The sequence below is a fragment of the Xanthomonas sp. PPL134 genome (genome assembly GCF_040595915.1).
GTDB lineage: Bacteria > Pseudomonadota > Gammaproteobacteria > Xanthomonadales > Xanthomonadaceae > Xanthomonas_A > Xanthomonas_A indica.
Window position 1 is genome coordinate 1 of the sequence record NZ_JAMDLL010000006.1, and the last position, 22004, is coordinate 22004.

General features: G+C 67.1%; 21 protein-coding genes and 1 pseudogene. 13 read left to right on the forward strand and 9 right to left on the reverse strand.

Annotated features, from left to right (window positions below; genetic code table 11):
• The 3 genes and pseudogenes from M3U25_RS12495 to M3U25_RS12505 all read left to right on the forward strand — a co-directional run.
• Positions 1 to 909 (forward strand): RHS repeat-associated core domain-containing protein (locus M3U25_RS12495; protein WP_355503017.1); only part of this gene is annotated, 909 nt, incomplete at its 5' end.
• Positions 909 to 1172 carry a hypothetical protein gene (locus tag M3U25_RS12500; protein ID WP_355503015.1) on the forward strand — a complete coding sequence of 88 codons (264 nt, stop codon included), beginning with the start codon at positions 909 to 911 and terminating at the stop codon, positions 1170 to 1172. The genes M3U25_RS12495 and M3U25_RS12500, both read left to right, overlap by 1 nt.
• Positions 1173 to 1591: 419 nt before the next feature.
• Positions 1592 to 1744: pseudogene (locus tag M3U25_RS12505) on the forward strand (S26 family signal peptidase); the annotation flags it as partial.
• A 114-nt stretch (positions 1745 to 1858) separates the two neighbouring features.
• On the opposite strand, the gene M3U25_RS12510 reads toward M3U25_RS12505, so the two are convergent.
• Both M3U25_RS12510 and M3U25_RS12515 read right to left on the reverse strand, forming a co-directional pair.
• Positions 1859 to 2788, reverse strand: a complete 930-nt coding sequence (locus tag M3U25_RS12510) for an SDR family oxidoreductase (protein WP_355503013.1) — start codon at positions 2786 to 2788, stop codon at positions 1859 to 1861.
• Positions 2785 to 3837: an MBL fold metallo-hydrolase gene (locus M3U25_RS12515; RefSeq protein WP_355503011.1), complete on the reverse strand. Its 1053-nt coding sequence runs from the start codon at positions 3835 to 3837 to the stop codon at positions 2785 to 2787. The genes M3U25_RS12510 and M3U25_RS12515 overlap by 4 nt, the downstream gene beginning before the upstream one ends.
• Before the next feature lie 96 nt (positions 3838 to 3933).
• Between M3U25_RS12515 and M3U25_RS12520 the strand changes: the two genes are divergently transcribed.
• Positions 3934 to 4566, forward strand: coding sequence for a TetR/AcrR family transcriptional regulator (locus tag M3U25_RS12520; protein WP_355503009.1), 633 nt, complete (start codon positions 3934 to 3936; stop codon positions 4564 to 4566).
• 33 nt (positions 4567 to 4599) lie between these two features.
• Here the strand turns inward: M3U25_RS12520 and M3U25_RS12525 are convergent, their stop codons facing one another.
• The 3 genes from M3U25_RS12525 to M3U25_RS12535 form a co-directional block, all read right to left on the reverse strand.
• On the reverse strand, positions 4600 to 4950 hold the full coding sequence (locus M3U25_RS12525) for a VOC family protein (protein ID WP_355503007.1): 351 nt from the start codon (positions 4948 to 4950) through the stop codon (positions 4600 to 4602).
• A 70-nt stretch (positions 4951 to 5020) separates the two neighbouring features.
• Entirely contained in the window at positions 5021 to 5743 is a 723-nt protein-coding gene (locus M3U25_RS12530) for a helix-turn-helix domain-containing protein (RefSeq protein ID WP_355503005.1), read from the reverse strand.
• A 112-nt stretch (positions 5744 to 5855) separates the two neighbouring features.
• Positions 5856 to 6773: an alpha/beta fold hydrolase gene (locus tag M3U25_RS12535; protein ID WP_355503002.1), complete on the reverse strand. Its 918-nt coding sequence runs from the start codon at positions 6771 to 6773 to the stop codon at positions 5856 to 5858.
• A gap of 92 nt (positions 6774 to 6865) precedes the next feature.
• Between M3U25_RS12535 and M3U25_RS12540 the strand changes: the two genes are divergently transcribed.
• Complete coding sequence (locus tag M3U25_RS12540; RefSeq protein ID WP_355503000.1) at positions 6866 to 7783, forward strand: LysR family transcriptional regulator; 918 nt, start codon at positions 6866 to 6868, stop codon at positions 7781 to 7783.
• A gap of 36 nt (positions 7784 to 7819) precedes the next feature.
• Here the strand turns inward: M3U25_RS12540 and M3U25_RS12545 are convergent, their stop codons facing one another.
• Positions 7820 to 8788 (reverse strand): LysR family transcriptional regulator, encoded by a 969-nt coding sequence (locus M3U25_RS12545; protein ID WP_355502999.1) that lies wholly within the window; start codon positions 8786 to 8788, stop codon positions 7820 to 7822.
• Between the two features lie 108 nt (positions 8789 to 8896).
• Between M3U25_RS12545 and aceB the strand changes: the two genes are divergently transcribed.
• The 4 genes from aceB to M3U25_RS12565 all read left to right on the forward strand — a co-directional run bounded on the left by aceB (position 8897) and on the right by M3U25_RS12565 (position 15799).
• Positions 8897 to 10540, forward strand: coding sequence for a malate synthase A (aceB, locus tag M3U25_RS12550; RefSeq protein ID WP_355502997.1), 1644 nt, complete (start codon positions 8897 to 8899; stop codon positions 10538 to 10540).
• A gap of 130 nt (positions 10541 to 10670) precedes the next feature.
• Entirely contained in the window at positions 10671 to 11966 is a 1296-nt protein-coding gene (gene aceA, locus M3U25_RS12555; protein ID WP_355502995.1) for an isocitrate lyase, read from the forward strand.
• Positions 11967 to 12198: 232 nt separating this feature from the next.
• A complete protein-coding gene (locus M3U25_RS12560) occupies positions 12199 to 13242 on the forward strand; it encodes a GGDEF domain-containing protein (protein WP_242159141.1) in 1044 nt (347 codons plus the stop codon).
• 28 nt (positions 13243 to 13270) lie between these two features.
• Positions 13271 to 15799, forward strand: a complete 2529-nt coding sequence (locus M3U25_RS12565) for a putative peptide modification system cyclase (RefSeq protein WP_355502993.1) — start codon at positions 13271 to 13273, stop codon at positions 15797 to 15799.
• Here M3U25_RS12565 and M3U25_RS12570 read toward each other — a convergent pair.
• On the reverse strand, positions 15782 to 16099 hold the full coding sequence (locus M3U25_RS12570) for an NHLP-related RiPP peptide (RefSeq protein ID WP_160946842.1): 318 nt from the start codon (positions 16097 to 16099) through the stop codon (positions 15782 to 15784). The genes M3U25_RS12565 and M3U25_RS12570 overlap by 18 nt on opposite strands.
• 118 nt (positions 16100 to 16217) lie before the next feature.
• On the opposite strand from M3U25_RS12570, the gene M3U25_RS12575 reads away from it, so the two are divergent.
• Entirely contained in the window at positions 16218 to 17390 is a 1173-nt protein-coding gene (locus M3U25_RS12575) for a putative peptide maturation dehydrogenase (RefSeq protein ID WP_242159143.1), read from the forward strand.
• Positions 17391 to 17392: 2 nt separating this feature from the next.
• On the opposite strand, the gene M3U25_RS12580 is transcribed toward M3U25_RS12575, so the two are convergent.
• Complete coding sequence (locus M3U25_RS12580) at positions 17393 to 17914, reverse strand: cupin (protein ID WP_355502991.1); 522 nt, start codon at positions 17912 to 17914, stop codon at positions 17393 to 17395.
• A gap of 168 nt (positions 17915 to 18082) precedes the next feature.
• Positions 18083 to 19705, reverse strand: coding sequence for a SulP family inorganic anion transporter (locus M3U25_RS12585; protein ID WP_160946839.1), 1623 nt, complete (start codon positions 19703 to 19705; stop codon positions 18083 to 18085).
• A 312-nt stretch (positions 19706 to 20017) separates the two neighbouring features.
• Here M3U25_RS12585 and M3U25_RS12590 point away from each other — a divergent pair, with 312 nt between their 5' ends.
• The 3 genes from M3U25_RS12590 (at position 20018) to M3U25_RS12600 (ending at position 22004) form a co-directional block, all read left to right on the forward strand.
• Positions 20018 to 20440 (forward strand): hypothetical protein, encoded by a 423-nt coding sequence (locus tag M3U25_RS12590; RefSeq protein ID WP_355502989.1) that lies wholly within the window; start codon positions 20018 to 20020, stop codon positions 20438 to 20440.
• A gap of 221 nt (positions 20441 to 20661) precedes the next feature.
• A complete protein-coding gene (locus tag M3U25_RS12595) occupies positions 20662 to 20862 on the forward strand; it encodes a hypothetical protein (RefSeq protein WP_160946837.1) in 201 nt (66 codons plus the stop codon).
• Positions 20863 to 20903: 41 nt separating this feature from the next.
• Positions 20904 to 22004, forward strand: a complete 1101-nt coding sequence (locus M3U25_RS12600) for a DUF3182 family protein (RefSeq protein ID WP_355502987.1) — start codon at positions 20904 to 20906, stop codon at positions 22002 to 22004.

A 22004-nucleotide genomic window follows, 5' to 3' on the forward strand; every position in this document is an offset into this window, starting at 1 on the left:
GGCACCACCAACACCTACACCGTCTACGACGAAGCCGGCCACTGGATGGGCGACTACGACACCAACGGCAAGGCGCTGCAGCAGGCGATCTGGCTAGATGGCCTGCCGGTGGGCGTGCTGGTGGGGGCCGCGCTGAACTACGTGCAGCCGGACCATCTGGGTGCGCCACGGGCGGTGATCGACCCGGCGCGCGACGTCGCAGTCTGGACCTGGGACATCAAGGGCGAAGCGTTCGGCAACACGCCGCCGGACCAAGATGCGGATCGCGACGGCGCGGCGTTCGTGTTCGGGATGCGTTTTCCGGGGCAGCGGTATGACAGCGCTACGGGGCTCAACCAGAACTACTTCCGGGACTATGACACGAGCACTGGACGATATGCGCAGAGTGATCCGATCGGCCTGAGTGGCGGCGCCAGCACTTGGGCATATGTTGAATCCAGCCCATTGATGTTTTCTGATCATATGGGGCTTGAGAAGGACCAAGCGTGCGTGGCTAGCTATACGACTACTGGTGCTATCTGCGGAGGGGTTGTTGGTTACTACGGCAGCGGTGTAGCTGGGGCGATTGGCGGTGGATTTGTATGTGCACCAGCAGGTCCTGGCGCCGCGGCATGTGCAGCAGGTGGAGCAATGGCCGTTAGTCCTGCTGGAGGAGCACTTGGCTCCATCGTTGGTGGTGTCACCGGGCATGCCATCGGCAATGCAATGTGTCCGGATGAACCCGAGGATAGAGAAAACGTTTGTGAAGAAAATCTGCAGCGAGATCTGGTGACGTGCAAAGCTCTCGGACGACGCGGAGGAAGGTCCTCCTATGCAGTATGTGAACGCCAAGCAATGCTTCGCTATGGAAACTGCTTAAGCGGGCGCGACGAGGGGATTGACGCACCTTTGCCACCTTGGAGAATGTAATGGATAATTCAAATAATGTTAAAAAACGTCGTGCGTTATTGATTTCAATTTTTGATAATGATGACTCCCTTCGCGTGGATTTGGATGATGTTGTAAGTGACGGAACATTCGGTGAGATTTGGAAGAAAAAAGAGCATGTGACGAACAAGGATATTTCCGTCGGTGAGTTCGATAGCCTGTCTTTTGACGAAAAGGAGTTGGCTGATTTCGGATATTTCGTGATGGCGCGATTGTATGCATATAGGTCTCGTGGTGAGAACTAGTCGTCACATCATTGCTGTCGTTTTGCTTTTTTGGTGACTGTAAAGAAACGAGGTCGATTCGCTGGTGGGAGTGGTTTGGGCTCGCGGGGTTTTCCGACAAAGTGGCTAAGAAAACAGAATTTCAGCGGGCCGCGGGCAAGCTTATCTCTGCCATTCAAAAGGAATGGGGCGAGGAGCTTGGTGAGAAAAATGCGGATTTCTCGGAAGATGTTATGAATGCTGCGCACGACATCCTGCAATGTAGGAGCTCTGAAAGATTAAGAGACATGTTGGGTGGGAAGAACGTTAGACAGCATCTGGGGGATGTTTGGGTGCAGCGGCATCCCAGTGTGAAGCCCGCCATTGCGGAATTGGAACGAGTCGTTGCTGCTGACTTGGGGGCATAACAGGGCGGGGGGCTGACACTGCGATGGGTGCGCTTACCGCCCGGCAAGCTGCTGGTCACGGGCGATCATCGCGGCGACAGTTTCGATGGCCGCTATTTCGGCTTCGTCGATGCCGACAGCGTCTATGGCAAGGCGCTGGCGGTGTTTTACCGCCGCGGTGAGGGATTCGAGTGGGCGCGGCTGTAGGGCGCGGCTAACGACGAGGGAACATGCTCCGTAGGAGCGGCTTCAGCCGCGACGGGCATTCCTTATAACGCCTGTCGCGGCTGAAGCCGCTCCTACGAAGGCGCCCTTGTGCAGTCAGAACGCCACGCCCGCCAGCGTGCACGCCACCTCCCACAAACGCGCGGCCACCTGCGGGTCGCGCGCCTGCCGGGCGATCCTGGCCGGGGCCGGGTCGCCTTTCAGCTCGAACGGGCCGTCGGGCCCGTAGTACCCGCCGGGCTGGGCGTTTGGCGAGGTGGCGGCGTAGAGGGTGGGCAGGGCGCCGGCGGCGGCGGAATGGCTGATCCACGGTGCGAGCCACTGGGTCGCTGCGCCGATCGCGGTGCGGCGACCGCCGACCGCCGGGCCATTGGCGATCAGCGCGGTCTGCGCAATGCCGGGATGCGCGGCGAGCGCGCGCACGCCCCAGCCCTGCGCGTCGCTGCGCCGCTGCAGTTCCAGCGAAAACATCAGCATCGCCAGCTTGGATTGCCCATAGGCCTTCCACGGCCGGTAGGGACGTTCGCACTGCAGGTCGTCGAAGTCGATGCGGCCTTGGCGATGCGCCAGGCTCGAGAGGTTCACCACGCGTGCTTCCGGCGCGGCGCGCAGCAGCGGCAACAGGCGCGCGGTCAGCGCGAAGTGGCCGAGGTAGTTGCTGCCGAACTGCAGTTCCAGGCCGTCGGCCGTGGTCTGCCGCTGCGGCGGCGCCATCACCCCGGCGTTGTTGATCAGCAGATCCAGCCGCGGGTCGCGCGCCGCGATGCGCGCGGCGAAGGCGGCCACCGATGCGAGCTGTGCCAGGTCCAGGGCTTCCACGCGCACGTCGGCCGCCGGATGTGCGGCCAGGATCGCCTGCCGCGCAGTCTCGGCCTTGCCCGGGTTACGCGCCGCCAGCACCACGCTGGCGCCCGCGTCGGCCAGCGCCAGCGCGGTCTCGTAGCCCAGTCCGCCGGGGCTGGCGCCGGTGACGATGGCAATCCTGTCGCGCTGCGACGGCAGGTCGGCGAGGGTCCAGCGGCTCACGGCGCCACCGCCTGCGCCAGTGCGCGCCACCAGCGCTCGCCGCTTGCCGGCTGCGTCAGGTCCACGCGCTCGCCCATGCGCGGCGTGGCCAGCGCCACACCAGCGGCATCGGCCAGCGCCGCGAGGCGTTCGAAGGGTTCGTGCCAGGCATGCATCGCCAGGTCGAAGGTGCCGTTGTGGATCGGCAGCAGCGTGCGTCCACCGATGTCCAGGTGCGCCTGCAGGGTCTGCTCCGGCTGCATGTGCACGTGCGGCCAGTCCACGTCGTAGGCGCCGTTTTCGATCAGGCTCACGTCGAAGGGCCCCAGCCGCTCGCCGATCGCCTTGAAGCCGTCGGAGTAGCCGCCGTCGCCGCTGAAGAACAGCTTCAGCTCGGGCGTCTCGATCGCCCACGAGCACCACAGCCGGCGCCCGCGGTCGAACATGCCGCGGCCGGAGAAGTGCTGCGCCGGGGTGGCGGTCAGCGTCATCCCGTCCACCGTGGTCGACTGCCACCAGTCCAGTTGCCGGATCCTGTCCGCGGCCACGCCCCAGCGCTGCAGCAAGTCGCCCACGCCCAGCGGCGTCACGAAGGTCCCGACACGCTCGGCCAGGCGGCGGATGCTGGCGCGGTCCAGGTGGTCGTAGTGATCGTGCGAGAGGATCACCCCGGCGATCGGCGGCAACGCGTCCAGCGCGATCGGCGGGGCGTGGAAGCGGCGTGGGCCGGCGAACGGAAACGGCGAGGCGCGTTCGGAGAACACCGGGTCGGTCAGCCACAAGCGCTCGCGCAGCTTGAGCAGCACCGTGGAATGGCCGAGCCGGTACAGGCTGCGGTCGGGCGCCGCCAGCAACTGCTCGGCGGTCAGCGGCAGCACCGGCAGCGGCTGCGCGGGCACCGCCTCGGGCGACTTGCGGGTCAGCAGATGCCACAGGATGCGCAGGGTTCCGGCCAGGCCGGGCGCGCCGCTGGTGCCCGGGGTGGCGTTGCGGAAGCGGCCGTGGCGGTACTGCGGCGACGCCTGATGCGCGGGCGGAACAGGGGACAGCGAGGAAGCGGACGCAGACATGGCGGCAATCCTTGGAAGACGATCTGGCACGAGAATTACACTACACAGTGTAGTTTCCTTTTCGTGCAAGTAAACTGCGCGGTGTAACATTCGCCCATGGCTTCTCTTTCCACGCCCGCATCGGCACGGCTGACCGAGCGCAAGCGCCAGGCGATCCTGGAGGCGGCGATCGCCGAGTTCCGTGGTCATGGCTTCGAGGCCACCAGCATGGACCGCATCGCGGCCAGCGCCGGCGTGTCCAAGCGCACCGTCTACAACCATTTCCCCAGCAAGGACGCGCTGTTCGACGAGATCCTGGTGCAGCTCTGGCAGCGCAGCCTGGACACCGTCGGCGTGCCGTACGACCCGCAGCAGCCGCTGCGAGGGCAGTTGCTGCAGTTGCTGCAGCAGAAGCTGCAGATGTTCGACGATCCCGCCTTTCTCGGCCTGTCGCGGATGGCGATGGTGGAAGGCCTGCGCGCGCCCGAGCGTGCGCGCGATCTGGTCGCGCGCCTGGGCAGCAAGGAGGAGGGCACGCTGGTGTGGTTGCGCGCGGCCCTGGCCGATGGGCGGCTCAAGCCGCTGCAGCCCGAGTTCGCCGCGCAGCAGTTGCATGCGTTGATCAAGGGCTTCGCGTTCTGGCCGCAGTTGAGCATGGGCCAGCCGCCGCTCAGCCCTGAGCAGCAGGCCCAGGTCGCCGCGTCGGCGACGGACATGTTCCTGGGGCATTACGCGCGGGATGCGGACTAGCCCGTCCGCGTCACCGCGCTTGCGCCGCGGGCATCAGTCCTCGCACCACACCGCCAGTTCGTAGCCGTCGCGGTCGGCGAAGTGGAAGCGGCGCCCGCCGGGGAAGGCGAACACCGGGCGCACGATGCGGCCGCCGCCGGCTTCGACGCGCGCCTGGGTCGCGGCCAGGTCGTTGGAGTACAACACCACCAGCGCGCCGCCGGGGTGCGGCGTGCCGTGGAAGAAGCCGCCGCTCAGGCGGCCGTCGCGGAACTCGCAGTAGTCCGGGCCGTAGTCCTGGAAGGTCCAGTCGAAGGCCTGGCCGTAGAAGGCCTTGGCCGCGGCGATCGAGGCGACGGCGAATTCCAGATAGTCGATGCGGTGATGCTGCTCGGCGCGGGACATGGGCGGCTCCTGTGGAAGAGCGGGCAGTGTCCTTCATCCGGGCGGCGCCGGCTTGGCGAAAACGGTCAACTCAGCGTGCGTGCCGCTGCACAAGTTCGCGCGGGCTGAGCCCGGTCAGTTGTCGGCTGTCGCGCACCAGATGCGGCGCGTCGCCATAGCCGGCCTCGAGCGCCGCCGCGGTCAGGCTGGGATGCTGGCGGGCCAGGCCCAGGAAGCGCTGAAGGCGCAGGATGCGCTCCAGGGTCTTGGTGCCGTAGCCGAATGCCTCGTGGCTGCGCCGGCGCAGCGTGCGTTCGCTGATGCCCAGTGTGCCGGTCAGCACGGCCAGCCGCGGCGGCGTCGCGCCGGCGAGTTGCGCGAACAGCCAGGCCATCGCGTGGTCGCGGTGCAGCGGCCGGCTCGCGCAGAGGGCGTGCAAGGTCGCCAGTGAGTCGGCGGCATCCTCCAGCCGCGCCTGCCAGTCGCGGCCGCGGACGCCCCACAGCGCGTCCAGCGGCACGCGCTGGTCGGCGACGGCATGCAGCGGCACGCCGAGCAGGCTGGCGCCGGCCCCGGCCGCGAGGCGTACACCGGTCAGCACCATGCCCGGCGCCAGCGTGGCGTCGCTGGCGCGGCGGTCCGGCCCGGCCACGAACAAGGCGCGGCCGTTCCAGATCAGGTCGACGCAGCCATCGGGCAGCACCTGCGTCGGCGCTGCCTCTGCTGCGCCCTGGCGGAACCGCCAACTGCAGCGCACCCGGTCGCGCAGCGCCGCTGGCGCATCGCATTCGGCATAGCGGGAGGGCAGGGACATGCGGCGGCAAGTCGACGGGAGCAGCCGCCACGGTAGCAGGCCGCGTCGTCGCGCAGGCATGGCCGTGCCGGCGCGACGCGCGCTGCACCAGCACCGCCGCCGCGCCGGCGGATCAGACGCCGCTGCGTGGCGTCGGCGCCAGGTGCGCGACGAACCAGTCGCGTGCGGCGCCGCTGGAGACCTCGAACTGTTCGACGTACGGCACGAAGTGGCCGCCGCGCAGCATCAGTAACTGCTTCGGTTCCAGCGCCTGCGCGTAGGCTTGCAGTTGGAAGTCGGTGCCGGAGATGTAGTCGCGGTCGGCGACGATCATCAGCAACGGCGTCGGGCTGATCGCCGCGGCGAAGATCGCCGGCTCGTAGCCGCGGCTCCACTCCGCCGAGCGCAGGGTGGTCCAGTTGTGCCAGTTCGGTGCGATCGCGCCGGCGCCCTCGAAGAAGGCGCGCGCGTCGTCGCTGGGAAAGAGCGCGTCGGTGGCACCGACCACGGCCTTGCGTGCCGGCTCGCCACCACGCAGCACCGCCAGGCGATCCGCGGCGAACGCGGCCTGCAGGGCCTCGGCGCGCTCGTAGCTGCCGCGGCGCAGCCCGTTGCGATAGCCGGCCAGGCCGGGCACCTGCGCGACCACCGCCTTGACCCGCCGATCGGTGGCCGCGACCTGCATGGCGTGCGCGCCGCTGTAGCTGGTGCCCCACACGCCGAGGCGCATCGGGTCGATGCCGTCCAGGTTGCCGGCATAGGTGATGGCGTGGCGGCAATCCTCGATCTGGCGCCAGGGATCGATCTCCTGCCGCGGGGTGCCGTCGCTGTCGCCGAAGCCGCGGTGGTCGTACACCAGCACGGCCAGGCCGGCGGCGGCGAACACCTCGGCATAGCGATCCAGGTACGCCTCCTTGACCAGCGACCAGCCGTGCGCCATCACCACGATCGGCGCGGGCGTGGCGGTGGTTGGTGTGGGCCGGTACAGCCAGCCGCGCAGGGTGACGCCGTCGGCGTCGAAGGCGATGTCGGCGCGGGAATGGGAATGCATGGGACAGGCTCCTGTGCAGGGCCGCGGTGCCGCGGCGGGGCACTCACCATGCACGCGCACCGCTGCAATCCGGCATTGCGTAAACTGCAACGATGCACGATTTCGAACGGATGTTCGGCCAGTTGCAGGCGTTCCTGGACGTGGTCGAGGCGGGCAGCCTGTCGGCCGCGGCGCGTCATCGCGGCGTCGCCACGTCCTCGCTCAGCCGCAACCTGGATGCGCTGGAAAAGGCGCTGGGCACGCAGGTACTGATCCGTTCCAGCCGCAGCCTGAGCCTTACCGAGGCCGGACGCGTGCTGCAGGCGCGTGCCGCCGCGCTGCTCGGCGGCCTGGCCGAGACGCGCGCGGAACTGGCGCAGCTGCAGGGCGAGGTGGCAGGCACCTTGCGCCTGAGCTGCCTGCCGTCGTTCGGCCGCACGCAACTGATGCCGTTGCTGGCGGCGCTGTCGCGGCGGCACCCGCAGTTGCACGTCGACCTGGACCTGGTGGAGCGGTTCGATATCCCGCTGCGCCGGCGCCTGGATGCGGTGATCCGGCTCGGCCCGGATCCGGCGCCGGCCGGCGCGCTGCGGCTGGCTCCGTTGCGGCGGGTGGTCTGCGCCAGTCCCGCCTACCTGCATGGCGCCGGGCCGGTCGACCGCTTGCCGGCGCTGGCCACGCATGCATTGCTGGACAAGCGCCACGACGACACGGTCATCAGTTGGCGGCATGTGCTCGGCGCGGACGTGGCGCTGCCGCCGCGACGGCTGCGCTGCGACGATCTGGAAACCCTGCGCCTGGCCGCGCTGGATGGCCTGGGCGTGGCCTGCCTGCCGACCTGGCTGGTCGGCGAGGACCTGCGCCGGCATCGTCTGCGTGCGCTGTTCCACGAGGCGGCGTTGCCGTGCGGGCCGCAGCAATGGCTGTGGCTGGTGCCGAGCCAGACGCCGCTGCCGGCGCGGGTGGCGCGCCTGGCGCATGTGCTGCGGCAGGCGATCGGGCAGCCGCCGCAGTGGGATCGCCCCGGCTGAGCGGCGCGATGTCGGCGACAGCGTGCGCCGCCGCGCTCAGCGCTCCGACGGCCCGCTCTCGTCGTAGCCGCGCGGGGTGAACAGGTCCGGCTGGATCAGTTCGATGAAGGCGCGCGCCTGCGGCGACAGGTACTTGCCCTTGCGCACCACCACGCCGTAGCTGCGCGCCGGGAAATAGTCGCCCAGCGCGCGGGTGGCCAGGCGCGCGCGGTCGGCGTCGGTGAGGCAGATCGAGCTGACGATGGACACGCCCATGCCCATCGCCACGTACTGCTTGATCACCTCCCAGCCCCCCACTTCCAGGGCGACGGTGTAGGGCACGCGCGCCTGCTGGAACACCAGGTCGACCAGGCGGTAGGTGACCTGGCGCCGCGGCGGCAGGATCAGCGGGTACGGCGACAGGTCTTCCAGGGTCAGCATCGGCTTGCGTGCCAACGGATGGTCGTGTGGGGCGATCAGCAGCTGTTCGAACCGGTACACCGGGGCGTAGCTGAGGTCGGCCGGCACGTCGAGCATGGAGCCGACCGCCAGGTCCACCGCGTCCTCGCGCAGCAGGTCGGTGCCGTCGGCGCTGATCGCGTTGTGCAGGGTCAGCCGCACCTGCGGGTGGCGGGCACGGAAGGCCTCCACGATCTTCGGCAGCAGATAGAGGATGGTGGAACTGTTGGCGGCCACGTTGAGCTCGCCGGCGTCCAGCCCGCGCGCCTTCTCGCGGAAGTCCGCCTCCAGCCGATCCAGGCTCTCCACCAGCGGCTGCGCCATCTCGTACAGCAACTGGCCCTCGCGGCTGGGCACCAGGCGGCGGCCGCTGCGCTCGAACAGCACCACCCCCAGCTCCCGTTCCAGCGCCTGCAACTGCAGGGTCACCGCCGGCTGGCTGACGAACAAGGCCTCCGCGGCGCGCGATACCGCGCCCAGGCGCACCGTCTGGCAGAACGCGCGCAGCGGTTTGAGCCGGTCGGATTTGTAGGGAAATCGCGGGGTTGCAGCGCTGCCCGTGGCCATGACGTGACGGATATAAGTCTGACTTATATAAAGCATTGACAAAACTGCTTTGTCAAATACATGCCGTGGAAGCACGGTGGAGCCCCGGAAACATCGAGGAATCCCCACATGTCCGCCCCCGCTTTCGCTGCCGTTCCCGACCCGTCCACGCGTTCCACGCCGGGCATCGCGCTCACCGCCTCGCTGGCCGGCCAGGACGCCTTGCTGCCGCCGCCGCTGCTGGGCCTGCTGGTGTCGCTGCACCGAGCGATCGAGCCGGAGCGCCAGGCGCGGCTGGCGGCGCGGCGCGAGCGCCAGGCCTTCTTCGACGCTGGCGGCCTGCCGGACTTCCGCGACGACACCCGCGCGATCCGCGAGGGCGACTGGCAGGTGGCGTCGCTGCCCGAGGCGCTGCAGGACCGCCGGGTCGAGATCACCGGCCCGACCGATCCGAAGATGGTCATCAACGCGCTGAACTCCGGCGCCAAGGTGTACATGGCCGACTTCGAGGACTCGACCGCGCCGACCTGGCGCAACCTGGTCGCCGGCCAGCGCGCCCTGGCCGAGGCGGTCGCCGGGACCCTGACCTTCACCGCGCCGGCTGCGCGCGACGGCACCCCGGGCAAGCGCTACGCGCTGCGCCCCTATGAGGAACAGGCGGTGCTGATCGTGCGCCCGCGCGGCTGGCACCTGGACGAGAAGCACGTGCTGGTCGACGGGCAGCCGCTGGCCGGCGGCCTGTTCGACGCGGCGCTGTTCGCCTTCCACAACGGCCGCGCGCTGCAGGCCAAGGACCGCGGCCCGTACCTGTACCTGCCCAAGCTGCAGTCGATGGAGGAAGCGGCGCTGTGGGAAACCGCGCTGGCCCACATCGAGGACATGCTCGGCCTGCCGCAGGGCCAGATCAAGGTCACCGTGCTGATCGAGACGCTGCCGGCGGTGTTCGAGATGGACGAGATCCTGCACGCGCTGCGTGCGCGCATCGTCGGTCTGAACTGCGGCCGCTGGGACTACATCTTTTCCTACCTGAAGACCTTCCGCCGGCATCCGGACCGGGTGCTGCCCGAGCGCGGCCAGGTGACCATGACCCAGCCGTTCCTGAAGGCCTACTCGGAACTGCTGATCCGCACCTGCCACCGCCGCGGCGCGCACGCGATGGGCGGCATGGCCGCGCAGATCCCGATCAGCCACGACGAGGCGGCCAACGAGCAGGCGATGGCGCGGGTGCGCGCGGACAAGCTGCGCGAAGTCACCGCCGGCCACGACGGCACCTGGGTGGCGCACCCGGCATTGATCCCGATCGCCCGCGCGGTGTTCGACGAGCACATGCGCACGCCGAACCAGCACGCGGTGCGCCGCGAGGACGTGCAGGCCGACCGCGACACGTTGATCGCACCGTCCGCCGGCACCATCACCCGCGCCGGCTTCGAGGGCAACATCGAAGTGTGCGTGCGCTACCTGGCGGCGTGGCTGGACGGCAACGGCTGCGTGCCGATCCACCACCTGATGGAGGACGCCGCCACCGCCGAGATCAGCCGCAGCCAGCTGTGGCAGTGGCTGCACGTGGGCGGCCTGCACCTGGACGACGGCACCGCCATCGACTTCGCCCTGTTCGACGCCTGCCTGCGGCAGCTGCCGGCACGGCTGGGCGAGCGCGCGCTGCTGCCGGGCGGGGCGCGCGTGGACGAGGCCATCGCGCTGCTCGACCGGCTGACGCGCGACGAAGAACTGGCCGACTTCCTGACCTTGCCGGCCTATCAGTTGATTGATTGATGTGACGCCGGGAATGGGGAATCGTGGAAGCGATGTCCCTGCGCCTGACTCCTTCCATGCCGGCCAAACCCTAAATCCAGCCACACCCCCACCGTTTCATCGCTGCATCCATTTTCGAGGAGAACGCCAGATGAGCACCACGCTGCAGACCGCCGAACAGATTCAGCGCGACTGGGACACCGATCCGCGCTGGGCCGGGATCACCCGCAACTACACCGCCGCCGACGTGGTGCGCCTGCGCGGCACGGTGCACGTGGAGCATTCGCTGGCCCGGCTCGGCGCCGAGAAACTGTGGAAATACCTGCACGAGAAGGACTTCGTCAACGCGCTGGGCGCGCTGACCGGCAACCAGGCGATGCAGCAGGTCAAGGCCGGGCTCAACGCCATCTACCTGTCCGGCTGGCAGGTGGCCGCCGACGCCAACCTGGCCGGGCAGATGTACCCGGACCAGTCGCTGTACCCGGCCGACTCGGTGCCGGCGGTGGTCAAGCGCATCAACAACACGCTGCTGCGCGCCGACCAGCTGCACCACGCCGAGGGCAAGGACGAGATCGACTTCCTGCAGCCGATCGTGGCCGACGCCGAGGCCGGTTTCGGCGGTGTGCTCAACGCCTTCGAGCTGATGAAGGCGATGATCGAGGCCGGCGCCGCCGGCGTGCACTTCGAGGACCAGTTGGCCTCGGTCAAGAAGTGCGGGCACATGGGCGGCAAGGTGCTGGTGCCGACCCGCGAGGCGATCGAGAAGTTGAACGCCGCGCGTTTGGCCGCCGACGTGATGGGCGTGCCGACCCTGCTGGTGGCGCGCACCGATGCCGAGGCCGCCGACCTGGTGACCAGCGACATCGACCCCAACGACCGCCCGTTCACCACCGGCGAGCGCACCGTCGAAGGCTTCTTCCGCACCCGCAAGGGCCTGGACCAGGCGATCAGCCGCGGCCTGGCCTACGCGCCCTACGCCGACCTGATCTGGTGCGAGACCGGCAAGCCGGACCTGGAGTTCGCGCGCAAGTTCGCCGAGGCCATCCATGCCAAGTTCCCCGGCAAGCTGCTGGCCTACAACTGCTCGCCCAGCTTCAACTGGAAGAAGAACCTGGACGACGCCACCATCGCCAAGTTCCAGCGCGAGATCGCCAGCTACGGCTACAAGTTCCAGTTCATCACCCTGGCCGGCTTCCACGCGCTGAACTACTCGATGTTCAACCTGGCGCACGGCTATGCGCGCCGGCAGATGAGCGCCTTCGTCGAACTGCAGGAGGCCGAGTTCGCTGCCGCCGACCGTGGCTTCACCGCGGTCAAGCACCAGCGCGAGGTCGGTACCGGCTATTTCGATGCGGTGACCCAGGCGATCCAGCAGGGCCAGTCCTCGACCACCGCGCTGGCCGGCTCGACCGAGGAAGAACAGTTCCATGGCGAGAAAGCGGCCTGACCTGCAGCCAGCCGCCTTCGATCGCCCCTCCCTGGCAGGAGGTGGGAAGCCCGGGTTCGCCCGGGCTTTTTTTCGCGTTTGGTGCCAAGGGCGAGGCGGTGTCTACCACGTGCGACAGCTTGCGCTGGCGTCTCTCCATGGCGCGAGATTGACTGTGAAACGTATCGTGAGCGCCGCGTGTAGGTGATATGCTCCCCCGACAGGGGCCAGCGACGTCACATGAGGGGGCCGGATGAGCTGCGACAGCGCCGCATCCACCGCACGCGGCACAATTTCCAACGCTGCGGTCTCTCCGAAGCCGAACGAGCTGGCGGTGCTGACCGCGGCGGAATTGCGCCTGTTTTCCGAATTCGGCCGGGCCCGTACGGTGCGTGCCGGCGACGTGCTGTTCCGTCGCGGCGACGGCGGCAGCGCCATGTTCGTGATCACCAGTGGCGTCATCGATCTGGATTTCGGCGAGGACCTGGTGGTGAAGCATCTCGGCCATGGCGAATTCTTCGGCGAACTGGGCCTGTTGATCGGCAACCACATGCGCAGCGCCGATGCCATCGCCGCCAGCGACGGCGCGCTGGTGGAACTGGACCACGACGACTTCCAGCGCCTGGTCGAGCGCGACCCGGGCGTGGTCGCCTACTTCCTCCGCCGCACCATCGTGCGCGTGGTGATGAACGAGCAGACCCTGATCCGCCAGCTGCGCCGGCGCAATCGCGACCTGGAAGCGGCGCTGGACAACCTCTACGCCACCACCCACCAGCTGACCCAGACCGAAGAGCTGGTGCGCACCGACGAACTGACCGGCCTGCACAACCGCCGCGGGCTGATCCTGCGCCTGCAGGAATGCCGCCGCGACGGCCGCTCGCCCGGCCCGGGCCTGCTGCTGATCGACTGCGACCGCTTCAAGCACATCAACGATGCGCACGGCCACCTGGTCGGCGACCGCGTGCTGCAGAACGTCGCCAACATCCTGCGTTCGGTGGCCGGGCCGGACGACATCGCCTGCCGCCTGGGCGGCGACGAGTTCTGCCTGCTGGTGGCCGCCGGCAACGTCGAGGACCTGCGCCGGATCGGCGAGTTCGTGCTCGCCACCGTGCAGAACCTGCTGGGCGTGCCGCACCCGGCGCCGCACATCTGCCCGGTCAGCATCGGCATCAGCCGGGTCGACCCGCATTCGGACTGGAACGACTGGTACGCCAACGCCGATGCGGCGTTGTACGAGGCCAAACGCCAGGGCGGCAACCGGCTGTACTGGCACGACCTCGCCTCCGCCAACTGCTGAGCCACCGCGCCCCCGCCGAGCCGCCGCCATGACCGACGCCCCCGCACCGCCGCCTGAGGTCCCGCAGCTCCGCACCCTGCTGCTGACCGACCTGTGCGACTCGGTGGCGCTGGTGGAAAAGCTCGGCGACGCCAACGCGGCCGAGCTGTTCAAGCGGCACGACTCGCTGGTGCTGGAGCTGCAGCAACGCTGGCGCGGCCGCCTGATCGACCGTTCCGACGGCCTGTTGCTGCTGTTCGAACGGCCCATCGACGGCCTCGGCTTCGCCCTGGACTACAGCCGCGGCCTGCGCGAGCTGGGCGCGCAGCGCAAGCTCGACCTGAAGGTGCGCGCCGGCCTGCACGTCGGCGAGGTGCTGACCTGGCGCAACAGCGACGCCGCGGTGCAGGTGGGCGCCAAGCCGCTGGAAGTGGAAGGCCTGGCCAAGCCGACCGCGGCGCGGCTGATGACCCTGGCCCGGCCCGGGCAGATCCTGCTCTCGGCGGTGGCCGAATCGCTGACCCACCGCGCCGCGCGCGAACTGGGCGAGCGCGGCGAACGCCTGCTGTGGAAGTCGCACGGCCGCTGGCGCTTCAAGGGCGTGCCCACCCCGCTGGAGATCTACGAAGTCGGCGAGATCGGCCACACCCCGCTGCGCGCGCCCAAGCCCACCCCCAAGGCCTGGCGCGACATCCCGCTGTGGCGCCGGCCGGCGGCGCTGGCGGCGGAAGCCGCGCTGATCGCCGCGTTCGCGGTCGGCGCCTGGTTCGTCACCCGCCCGCAGCCGGCCATCGCCTTCGCCGAACGCGACTGGGTGGTGGTGGGGGATTTGCGCAATCTCACTGGCAATCAGGTACTCGACGAATCGCTGGACCAAGCGTTCCGGATCAGCCTTGAACAGTCCCGTTACGTGAATCTGCTGAGTGACCTCAAGGTACGGGACACCTTGGTGCGGATGCAGCGTAGCCCCGACAGTCGCATTGATCGCGCCACCGCGTCGGAAATTGCTCAGCGCGACGGAGCAAAAGCCGTCCTCTTGCCGACGGTCGCTGAGGTAGGGGGGCGATTGAGGGTAAGCGTCGACGTCGTCGATCCTACAAGCGGTGCAACGGTCCTCGCGCTGTCGAAAGACGGAAAAGGGTTGGATTCAGCCTTGGCGTCGATCGACGACGTCACCGCCCAGTTGCGCGACCAGTTGGGCGAAGCCATGGAGTCCATTGCCCAGAGCGCACAGCCCTTGCCGCAGGTCACCACCGCCAGCATCGATGCGCTGCGAGCGTACTCACTGGGTGTCGAGGCCTACGCCCGAAAAGAAAACGACTCGGCGCTTGAATATTTTAATCGGGCTTTGGAGCTGGACAAAGATTTTGCCCTAGCTCATGCCGCTATCATGCGGATATATGTGAGCCGTGCTGCACCCGCGTTAGCCGAATCGCACCTTTCTGCGGCATTGAACCACTTGGAACGGCTCCCAAAGCGAGATCAGCTCTATCTCTTGGCGTGGAAATCTCAATACTTTCCACAGAAGGGAGATGATCCCGCACGCAGGTGGAAGCTCCTGGCGCAGCTGTATCCCGATTATTATGCGGGCGCTGCTAATTACGCCTGGATTTCAATGGAGAATGGCGACTATCCAGAGGCCATTAAATATTTGAAATCGGCTGTCGTGGCAAACAATCCACTACGAGGCTATGCTCTCGATCAATTGGCGAGAGCGGAGCTTGCGCAGGGCAGATACCAAGAGTCCTTCGAGTACTTTCGACAATCAGAGGAGGAGTTCGGCGCATCCCCTGGTCTGGGAAGCGCGCTCGCACTGGCTGCATCCGGCGATCTTCTGGCGGCTCAACGTCTCATCGATCATCGTGTGGAAGGCAACGGGTATCAAGCTAGGCCGGCGGACATCATTACACGCATTGCCGTTCTTGCTCAGAGCGGCAATCTGGTGGAAGCCGCGTCCCTGGCGGATCAGGAGGCCAGGCAGGCCAAGCCAGAGTCTGAACTGCTGTACCATGACTTCAAGTTGATCGCCTTGTCTTTGCGCGCAACGGAAATGCAAGATGCCGATTTGCAGAGTGAGCTTCTAAAGTGCGCGAGCGAGCTATCAAAAAGTGTATCTGCAAAGCCAAGTGTTGAAAGGTCTGACTACGCGGCCTTGGCACTTGCTTCAGTGTATCTGCTGCAACGTGCCGGTCTAAAAAAGCTTCCAAATGAATTGCAAGGCCTCGTTCGCATGGCTGAGCGTTCTAGCAATGCGACAGCCAGTAGAATGGCTGGTCTGATCAGGGCAAAGCAACTGTTGCAAGAGGGAAATCCCCGATTGGCCGTCACTTTGCTTCAATCGCAAATGAATGGAAAAGAGCTGTTCCAGTCCAGGATTGTCATGAGAGATGCATTGGATCGTATTGGAGATTCTGAGGCGGTTCTTGCGCAGGATCGTGCGATCGCGGCCGCCCGTGGGCAGGGGTACGCGGAAGTTGCGGGTAGCTCCATTTTTCAGCCCCTTAATGTCGCAGATGCTGCTGCAGCAATGCGAAGAATTAAGGGGCTGAACCTCGATCGGTCAACTGCTCGTCTTTAGGTAGTTTTCAACCTTGTTTGCTTCGAAGCAATGCGGGTTGTGGAACGCCGTGTCGGAAACGAGGTAGGACAGAAGTTGCTCTCTTGCAGCGATCAGCTCCTCCTTGGATGCCATTATTCCGACTTCCAGGCAGCTTGTGTCGGCATCGGCGTCCAAAATGATGCCGATGGACGCGAGTGCAGCGACAGGGTCGCTTTGGAATGCGGCGCGGAAGGCGTCGTCGTTAATAAGAGCGTCAAGTAGCGCTGCTGCACTAACCGGATCCAGGGGAGAGGGGTGCGGGGGCTGATTATTTGCCATGACCAGTTTGCTCTGATTGTGAGATTAGGGCTTGGATTTGACCAGGTTTGCGGTGCAACGGAGTGCATATCGGCAGAAAGCCGGTAAAGTTTAGCCCCGAGGTTGCAATGAGGATGGTATGAAGCTGCGTCGCTGCGGAGTTGTATTTTTTGAGCCAAGGGAATCGGTTGGCTTCGACTTGATGTCACTGCTTGCTGGCGCAGCTGGCCTTAGTCGTCAAACCCGTTGGCTCGCGCTGGCTCCTCATCTGGACGATGAGGTCGAAGTGGATCAGGGCGAGCGGGAGGTCTTGGGCGCTGTCAGCCCAAGCAACTGGATCGACATGGCATCCGTTGTTGGGTACGGCGTAAGCTTAATTGATGGACTTTTGGAAAAAGGTCTACTGATAGGCGATACAAGCGCGCACAGCGCAATGCGCGAGCGCGATGACACTGTGCGCTCGGCGTATTGGTGGCCTGCAGCGGCGATGCTACACAAGTTTTGTCGCTGGAAGGATCTTGATAGCGTTGCTTCCATGGAGGCCAACAAGTTGACCACGGCGCCTGAGCTGCGCGACAAACTCGGTCCGCCGCCTCCCGAGGTCATCTCAAGATCGCGCTTGGGAGACGATATTGAGCTCCCCAGGCTCGCGGTCGACGAGTACGAAAAGCTGATGGCGTCGAGGACGACGTGCAGAAATTTCGATCAAGAGCGACATCTTCCGGTCGATCTCTTTTCGCGAATGATGCAGCGAGTGGTGATGGCGCAATCCGTTGTCCGCCTACAGGACGATACGGCGTTTCTAAAAAAGAATGTTCCTTCGGCCGGTGGACTGCATCCGACAGAGGTATATCTGGTAGTCCAACGGGTGGAGGGCATTGCGCCCGGTCTCTATCATTATCACCCCGTGAACCATGCCTTGGAACTGATTTCTGTCCCGTCGGCCGGTTTGGCTGACTTGGCGAGGAAGATGTTGGCGGGCCAGCATTGGTTTGCGGATGCGCATGTGCAACTCATTCTGGCCCCGCGCTATGCGCGTAGCTTTTGGAAGTACCGGCTTCATTCGAAAGCCTACCGCGCGGTGACGCTCGACGTCGGCCATATCTCCCAGGCGATTTATTCAAGTGCTACCCAACTCGGGCTCGGTGCTTTTGTCACGTCGGCCATAAACGACGTCAATATTGAGAATGCGTTTGGTCTCGACCCTTTGCTGGAGGGGCCGCTCGCCATCTGCGGCTTTGGTTGGAGGTCGAAATCGATGGTGACGACAGAGTTTGACCCCCTCAATGAGGTGTGGTCGGGCCAACGTTAAGCTTAGCCAGGGCGACCAGTTTGCGGATCTGCCTGCTTCTGCCAATACGTCAGCAACGGCCCCTCCGCCCCGAGCAGCGGATCGCTCTGCGGAAACGGCACGTTGGCGATCCGTTGCAGTCTTTCGGCGCTGGGCGGTTCCCGGCAGATATCCCAGTCCTGCCCGTCGGGATAAGCGCCGACCACCAGGAAGTCGGCGCTCGCCGATAGCCGGCAATGGCCGGTACCGGCCGGCAGCAGCAGGGCGTCGCCGGCCGCGAGCGCAACCTCGATGCCGCCCGGGCCGCCGAGCAGCACGCGGGCGCTGCCGCAGGCGACGCCCAGCACCTCGTGCGCGGTGGAATGGTAGTGGTGATAGTCGTAGATGCCGTCGCGCCATTGCGGCGGCCAGCCGTGCGCCGCGAAGCGGCGTTCGAACCCGTCGGCGTCCAGGGCGCCGGCAGACTGCCGGTAGTGCAGCACCGGCAGGAACGGGTGGTTGGGTACCCAACCGTGTGGCGGCAGTTGCCAGTGGTCCAGTGACATCGGCGGATCTCCTGCATGGCCGTAGCAGTTCGATGCTAATCGGCCGATGTCGTTACCGTGTCACCGTGGGAAGGCGAGCGCGGCGGCGATCGCGCGGTCACCCGCGGATCGCGTTGTGGTCGATGCGCTGCGCGGTGTCGCCGCAGCGTCGACTCTCCCGCCCATGCCTCAGTGCAGAGGCACGTGCTCCACGTCGCCCCGATGATGGGTGCCTAGTCGACCGACCATTGCCGCACTGCCCACGTTCAGTCCCACCACGTGGACCTGGGCGCCGTGGCGGCGGAATTTCAGCACCACCTGATCCAGCGCGCCGATGGCGCTGATGTCCCAGACATGCGCATGGCTCAGATCCACGGTGACCCGCGCTGGCGCATGGGCGAAGTCGAAGGCGCCGGCGAAGCTGCCGGCCGAGGCGAAGAACAACTGGCCGCGGATGCGGTAGGTGTGGCCGCCGTCCGCGTCCTCGCTCCGCTCGATGTCGAGCATGCGCCCGACCTTGCGCGCGAAGAACAGCGCCGACAGCAGCACGCCGGTGAGGACGCCGCGCGCCAGATCGTGGGTGGCCACGGTCACCGCGACGGTGCCGAGCATCACCACGCTGGAGCTGGCCGGGTGGGTGCGCAACTGCGCCAGCGAGCGCCAGCTGAAGGTGCCGACCGAGACCATGATCATCACCGCCACCAGCGCAGCCATCGGGATCTGCCGCACCCAGGCGCCGGCAAACACCACCAGCAGCAACAGCACGCTGCCGGCGACCAGTGCGGACAGGCGGCCGCGCCCGCCGGACTTCACGTTGATCACCGACTGCCCGATCATCGCGCAGCCGGCCATGCCGCCGAACAGGCCGCTGACGATGTTGGCCACGCCCTGGCCCACGCATTCGCGGTTCTTGTCGCTGGGCGTGTCGGTCATGTCGTCGACGATCTGCGCGGTCATCATCGACTCGAGCAGGCCGACCACCGCCATCGTCGCCGCGACCGGGAACACGATCCGCAGCGTCTCCAGCGTCCACGGCACCGCCGGCAACAGCAGGCTGGGCAGGCGGTCGGGCAGTTGCCCCTTGTCGCCGACAGTGGGCACATGGATGCCGAAGTACAGCGCCAGCCCGGTCAGCAGCACGATCGTCACCAACGGTGGCGGCACGGCCACGCCGCGCGTCCAGCGGTGCCCGAGCACCAACGCCAGCGCGCCACCCACGGCCACCGGCAGCAGCGTCCATGGCGCCATGCTGCCCGCGGTCAATGCCGCGCCCAGCACCAGCAGCCACAGGCCGATACCGGGGAAGCTGCGCCGCGACAGCCAGGGCAGGCCGTAGATCAGCAGCAAGCCCAGCGCTACCAACGGATACACCGGCGCCGGCACGCCGATCAGTTCGGGCAGTTGCGCCATGAAGATCAGGATCGCCAGGGCGTTGACGAAACCGGTGATCACCGAGCGCGAAACGAAGCGCATCAGCGCGCCGAGCTTGAACAGCCCGGCCAGGATCTGCAGCACGCCGGTCAGCAGCGTGGCCGCCAGCAGGTAGTGCAGGCCGTGCTGCTTGACCAGGCCGATCATCAGCAACGCCATCGCGCCGGTGGCGGCGGAGATCATGCCGGGGCGTCCACCGGCGAAGGCGATGGTCACGCAGATGCAGAAGGCGGCATAGAGGCCGATCTTGGGGTCGACCCCGGCGATGATCGAGAACGCGATCGCCTCGGGAATCAGCGCCAGTGCCACGACCAGGCCGGCGAGCACGTCGCCACGGAGATTGCCGCACCATGACTGGCGCAGGGAAGAGGAAAACTTCAAGGTAAACGCTCCTGACACCGCCCTGTCGCAGGGCAGTGCTCGCTAGATGCAAGGGAAAACCAGCAACCTGCGGCCTGCCGTCGAGGGCGGACCGATGCATGTCGCGGGTGTCAGGGTGGCGTCATGGGAGAGCGTGGGGAGCAGGCGCGCGCCGGCGGGGCGCGGTGCGCAAGTATACGCGATGCCTCTCCAGGGACCCAGCCGCGTCGCGCGCCGTGTGATTGGGTGCATGTCGAGGCCGCCGCCCGACTCACGTTGCGCTCACTTTCGCCGCGCAGAATGTGCGGATCGCAACGCCGTATGGAGCCGGCCATGCAGGATCTCCGCATCGATCATGTCGATGGCGCCTTGTCCGCCCTGGACCAGGCCGACCCGCAGTACAAGACGGCGTTGTGGCAATGGGCATGCCTGGAAATGCTGCACGAGACGCTCAGCGCCATGCATCAACTCTCGCACCGCGTCGGCGTGGCCGAATTGGTCGCCGATGCCTGGCTGGCGCCGGTCGACGTCATCGCGCCGGAGCAGCCGTTCCTGGAGCGCGCCATGCTGGCCGATCCGCGTGTGCCGGCCTTCGCGCTGGCGCTGAATGCGGCCGCGTCGCGGCAATCGCGCGCCGACTTGTGGCGCAGTGGCTACGCCAGTGCGGTGCAGGCCACCTTGCAGGGGATGCAGGCGCTGGCCGGTAAGCACCGCATCGACGCGCGGCTGCCCGCACATGCCGTGGCGACTGCCTGAGCACTGTGCACAGCGCCCCCTGAGCGCGTTGCTGCGCATCCGGTCGGCAGTGATCCCGCCACGGGCGTTCTGCGCACGCAGTGATGCGTCCCACCGCAAGCGTCGGCCGCGGGCAGCGGACCTTAGTGCCCCTTCGGCTTCGTGATGTCGGTCGTCGCGCATGACGCGCGCACGACATTGCGTTCACCCCCGTGCGACGGTCTGCGCGACAGCCTGGGTCCATGCGCCACGACGACCGCCATCCTGCGGCTCCCCCTTCCGGCTCTGCGCCGCCGCGCCGCCGCGCCCGCGATGCCAGCGGCACCTCCGAAGCCGCGGCCTGGTGGCGGCAATTGCGCGGCAGCCGCTGGCTCGGTGCGATTGCGGTGGTGGTGTTGCTGGCGTTGGTGGTCGTGCTGCTGCTGCGCTGGTACGGGACATGAGCGAGGCGGCGCGTCATCCGGCCCCGCACGGAGCCTCGCGCATGGCCGGACCTGCCGCTTATGCCAATGTGCGCGCCTGCCACGTACGCGACGCGGCGTCCGGCGGCCACGAGGTGGCCACGCATGCCTGGGTCGTCGCGGAAGTGGCGCGGCTGATGCGCCTGCCGCTGCACGAGGATCCTTGCGCCGCCGGGACGTGCGCGTTCTGCGTGCCCGATGACACCCTCACCGCCGCCCAGGCCCAGCGGCTCGGCGTGCACGCGGTGGACGATCTGCTTGGCGGCGTGGTGCCGTATGCCTTCGTCGCCACCAAGGCGATCAGCCATCCGCTGGTCGATGCCAATGCGCAGGCACCGGACGGGTGGCAGCCGGACCTGGGGATGGCGCTGGCGGACATGACGCTGCCCGGCTACACCGCCTTCAGCGCAGGCGACGCGCGGCGCGCGTTTGCGCGCCTGCATGCCGGTGGCCCGGTGCGGCTGAAGCTGCCGCACGGCGTCGGTGGGCTGGGGCAGGTGCTGCTTGGCGACGCGCAGACGCTGGACGCGGCATTGGCGACCCTGCCCGCGCACGAGCTGCGCCAGCATGGCGTGGTGCTGGAACGGCATGTGCACCAGTCGACCACCTTCAGCGTCGGCGAAACCCACTGCGCCGGCGTGACCATCGCCTACTGGGGCACGCAATCGGTCACCCGCGACGGCAGCGGCCGTGAGGCGTATGGCGGCTCGGAACTGCACGTGATCCGCGGCACCCTCGATACCCTGCTGGAGCAACCATTGCCGCCACGCCAGCGCACCGCGGTGATGAAGGCGCGCGACTACGACCGGCTGGTGGCCGCGGCCTATCCCGGGTTCTATGCCTCGCGGCGCAACTACGACGTGATCGAGGGCCTCTTGACGGACGGCAGCGTTGCCTGCGGCGTGCTCGAGCAGTCCTGGCGTGTCGGCGGCGCCACGCCGGCCGAATTGGCCGCGGTCGCCGCGTTCCAGCAATCGCCGACGCTGCAGCGCGTGATCGCCGCCACGGTCGAGCGCTACGGCGCGCACCCGCCGCCGCCGTCCGGGGCGCAGGTCTACTACGTCGGCGAGCAGCCGCGCACCGGCCTGTTGACCAAGTACCGCTACATGCGCAGTGTGGCCTGA

Bases quoted from the DNA above. Each gene is read 5' to 3' on its own strand.
- M3U25_RS12520 (WP_355503009.1), top strand. From the start codon at position 3,934: ATGGCTTCTCTTTCCACGCCCGCATCGGCACGGCTGACCGAGCGCAAG.
- M3U25_RS12575 (WP_242159143.1), top strand. From the start codon at position 16,218: ATGAAGCTGCGTCGCTGCGGAGTTGTATTTTTTGAGCCAAGGGAATCG.
- M3U25_RS12600 (WP_355502987.1), top strand. From the start codon at position 20,904: ATGGCCGGACCTGCCGCTTATGCCAATGTGCGCGCCTGCCACGTACGC.
- M3U25_RS12530 (WP_355503005.1), bottom strand. From the start codon at position 5,743: ATGTCCCTGCCCTCCCGCTATGCCGAATGCGATGCGCCAGCGGCGCTG.
- M3U25_RS12515 (WP_355503011.1), bottom strand. From the start codon at position 3,837: ATGTCTGCGTCCGCTTCCTCGCTGTCCCCTGTTCCGCCCGCGCATCAG.
- M3U25_RS12590 (WP_355502989.1), top strand. From the start codon at position 20,018: ATGCAGGATCTCCGCATCGATCATGTCGATGGCGCCTTGTCCGCCCTG.
- M3U25_RS12560 (WP_242159141.1), top strand. From the start codon at position 12,199: ATGAGCTGCGACAGCGCCGCATCCACCGCACGCGGCACAATTTCCAAC.
- M3U25_RS12545 (WP_355502999.1), bottom strand. From the start codon at position 8,788: ATGGCCACGGGCAGCGCTGCAACCCCGCGATTTCCCTACAAATCCGAC.
- M3U25_RS12580 (WP_355502991.1), bottom strand. From the start codon at position 17,914: ATGTCACTGGACCACTGGCAACTGCCGCCACACGGTTGGGTACCCAAC.
- M3U25_RS12525 (WP_355503007.1), bottom strand. From the start codon at position 4,950: ATGTCCCGCGCCGAGCAGCATCACCGCATCGACTATCTGGAATTCGCC.
- M3U25_RS12595 (WP_160946837.1), top strand. From the start codon at position 20,662: ATGCGCCACGACGACCGCCATCCTGCGGCTCCCCCTTCCGGCTCTGCG.
- M3U25_RS12565 (WP_355502993.1), top strand. From the start codon at position 13,271: ATGACCGACGCCCCCGCACCGCCGCCTGAGGTCCCGCAGCTCCGCACC.
- aceB (WP_355502997.1), top strand. From the start codon at position 8,897: ATGTCCGCCCCCGCTTTCGCTGCCGTTCCCGACCCGTCCACGCGTTCC.
- M3U25_RS12535 (WP_355503002.1), bottom strand. From the start codon at position 6,773: ATGCATTCCCATTCCCGCGCCGACATCGCCTTCGACGCCGACGGCGTC.
- M3U25_RS12500 (WP_355503015.1), top strand. From the start codon at position 909: ATGGATAATTCAAATAATGTTAAAAAACGTCGTGCGTTATTGATTTCA.
- M3U25_RS12570 (WP_160946842.1), bottom strand. From the start codon at position 16,099: ATGGCAAATAATCAGCCCCCGCACCCCTCTCCCCTGGATCCGGTTAGT.
- aceA (WP_355502995.1), top strand. From the start codon at position 10,671: ATGAGCACCACGCTGCAGACCGCCGAACAGATTCAGCGCGACTGGGAC.
- M3U25_RS12540 (WP_355503000.1), top strand. From the start codon at position 6,866: ATGCACGATTTCGAACGGATGTTCGGCCAGTTGCAGGCGTTCCTGGAC.